At 55.8% G+C, this 2,760-nt stretch carries 3 protein-coding genes; all 3 read right to left on the bottom strand.

What is annotated here, in order from left to right; translation table 11 throughout:
- Positions 1-417: 417 nt before the first annotated feature.
- Positions 418-915 (bottom strand): JAB domain-containing protein, encoded by a 498-nt coding sequence (locus tag AC1DRJ_RS23680; RefSeq protein ID WP_477804287.1) that lies wholly within the window; start codon positions 913-915, stop codon positions 418-420.
- A gap of 46 nt (positions 916-961) precedes the next feature.
- On the bottom strand, positions 962-1,888 hold the full coding sequence (locus tag AC1DRJ_RS23685) for a recombination directionality factor (protein ID WP_477804288.1): 927 nt from the start codon (positions 1,886-1,888) through the stop codon (positions 962-964).
- A gap of 78 nt (positions 1,889-1,966) precedes the next feature.
- Positions 1,967-2,760: YqaJ viral recombinase family nuclease (locus AC1DRJ_RS23690; protein WP_477804289.1), on the bottom strand; the 794-nt coding region annotated here is incomplete at its 5' end.

Genomic DNA, 2,760 nt, shown 5'->3' on the forward strand with positions numbered 1-2,760 from the left:
GCGGTGAACAGCACAGATTCAGCTGCGAAGCCTATCAAAACAATGAAGAGATAGTTACTGACGCTGTTGGGGGGAGGCGGCGTCGGTCCCCACTGCAACCGAAACCAAGACTGCCATCCCACAAAAAATTGATTGTTGACTCAAGAAGATGACTCGTCCTGCGAAGGACCGAAGCCTTCCTTCCAGTTCGCTGAAATTCAGGTAATAGCACGGCTTTTATGGCAGCGATCAAGCGTTTGACATCACCTACAGGTAACTGAAATGCAGCGGACATATCCTTTGGAAGTATTTGTTCCATTTCACCTCATTGCAGCGCAGTTAACACAAAAAAAGATTCATGAACTGCTGGCCCCATGTGCCAATGACCACCCCAGCCTTAGCCAAGGGTAGTCAGTCGCACAGGATTAAGCCCTTCGTTTAATGGCAACCTTGGTCGGCAAGTGATATGCAGCCTTCACGGCCCACCACTACATGATCCAATGTCTGGGCGCCAATCATGTTGAGAGCATTCTTGAGGATCGTGGTCAGTGCGCAATCGGCGCGGCTGGGCTCGGAATGGCTAGACGGACGGTTGTGCACTAGGATCACGGCCGCTGCGTTATGCTCCAAGGATATCTTGACCGCCTCCCGAGGTGATACGCAGGCAACTTCCAGTGCGCCCCTGAATAGCTCTTTGAAGCCGATAACCCGGTGCTCTGTATCGAGCAGTAGCAAAGCAAAGACTTCGTAATCATGGAATTGCAGCAGGGTTTTTAGGTGACTGAAGACGAGTCGACGCTCATTCAACGCCCGTCCTTTAGACAGACGATACATCGCGAGTTGTTGAGCCATCTGCAGGATGTCGGCTTCGGTGACCGGTGATTCCATGACATAAGTTCCGGTCTCTTCACCGGCTCTGAGTTTGGGATATTTCATGGGGACTCTCCTGAACTGGAAGACCTTGGTCATGTTGGAAGTTTGATTAGTGGGCGCGAGCGGAGTGGTCACTGCCGCTTTGGAAAGATTTAGATTCCAGCTTTTGTGCCAGGGAGGTTTTGGCTGGGGCCGCTGTTTTGGGTGCTGCTTCTTCCTTGCCCGGCTGATCTTCAGCTGCGGGGAAAAACTCCTCGACGATGGCGCCGGTGTCCTCCTCATTGTCTTCAAAGGCGCCGTTGTTAAAGCCCTGTCGTGCCGCGCGATCCAAGGCGGTCTGGTCAAAGCAAGAGACTTGTCGGGTTTCGTCAAGCTGCCTGGCTTCCAGCAAGGCGTCTTCCATGCTCAAGCCACTGCGCACGGTGATATCCACGTAGAAGATTGGCGTGCCATGGCTTTGGCGGGTGGACTTACCGCGCAGGCGTAGCTCCAGTGGCAGGCAGGCCAGGCGGTTGCCGGAGATGGCCTGGAAATACTGCAGGCGTGCCGCCAGAGTGCGAATGCTGTTAAAACCGGTGGTACGGAAGACAAAACTGCCTAGCTGATCATCGTCACCAATTACCACGTTCAGCCGGCCGTAAGGCTTGCAGGCATTGCCTTGGGCCAGTGAGCAGCCATCCGGTGAAGGGCAGGGCAACGACTGGATGCCGTCCTTGGTCAAACGCTTGCAGGTCTCACYATTGCCGACGCACACCGGCCGGCCGGTGTTACGGTCGAACAGACTGTAGTCAGCCCGAAAGTTGAGGTCCGGCTCGTTGAACAACAAACGGATCGGAATGCTGCGCAGCTTGCCGTCCTGGCCATTGCGCAGTTCCTCATTGAGCGGGTGCAGCAGCCAGCCGTCGCGGCTCTGTACCTGCGAAGTAATAGTGAACTGATCATCTTTCTCCGGCAGACGTTTGCCGTTTTTCTCGACGACCTTGCCGATGGAAATACGCCCGAGTACAGGAGGGGTAATGGCTAAACCTTTGAGCATGGCGGTTATCCTTGATCTGGAAATAAAAAAGCCACCGGGACGTGATCGGTCCGGGTGGCTTATGTACGGTGGGTAGAGTCAGGCGATCAGGAAACGACGACTGCCTGTTTTGATCTTGGGGTATCGGGCCTGCAGGTAGGGTTTATCCTTGAGCATCTGTTCGACATCGAGCATGGTGCTGTCCTTGGACTTCTTCCAGCTGATGTAGCCCTCGGTAAACTCCGCGCGGGTGGCGACGCCCATGGCCTGCTGCAAGACTTGTTTGAGCTGCGCCTCACGCGTCTCTTGCTGACCAATGCTCTGGCGAACAGCCTTGAGCTCCAGGTAGGTGCTGGCCAGCTCCGGGTGCTGGCTGAAGTCCAGGGTCTGACCGTTGTCCTCGGGGTAGAGGCAGCGTAGTGCGGCTTCCGCTGAGTCCGTACCATCGGCCGGTGGCGGGGTATCACTGACCACGTAATCCCAGAACAGCCGCTCCAGGTCGATCAGCCGAGCAATCATCGACTCGTCTCGTTCGATGCGGTGGATCTCCAGGTGTTGGCCACCCAGCAGTACCACCACATCCGCCGCCTGCTTGCCGGTCACTGCCAACTGGTGCATGACCTGTAACTGCACATACTCAGGCACGCCTTCTTTCCAGAGGCGAGCGCCGTTGATGCCGGCTGTTTTGCATTCAAGGATTTGTACATCGTCTGCACCGATCACCTCTCGGTCGATGTTGGCCAGCATCCAGGGCAGTTTAGGATCCGGATGCTGCAGCACTGCATTGATACGTCGTACTCGGTTACCGCTACGCTTGCTGTAATGCCAGGCGACGATGGGCTCCAGCACATTGCCCCAGTAGGCTGGACTCTCTTCATCCTGCGGATCGAGCT

The organism is Pseudomonas sp. P5_B2, from assembly GCF_056400445.1.

Coding starts and splice junctions, on each gene's coding strand:
- AC1DRJ_RS23680 (WP_477804287.1), bottom strand. CDS start 915: ATGAAATATCCCAAACTCAGAGCCGGTGAAGAGACCGGAACTTATGTC.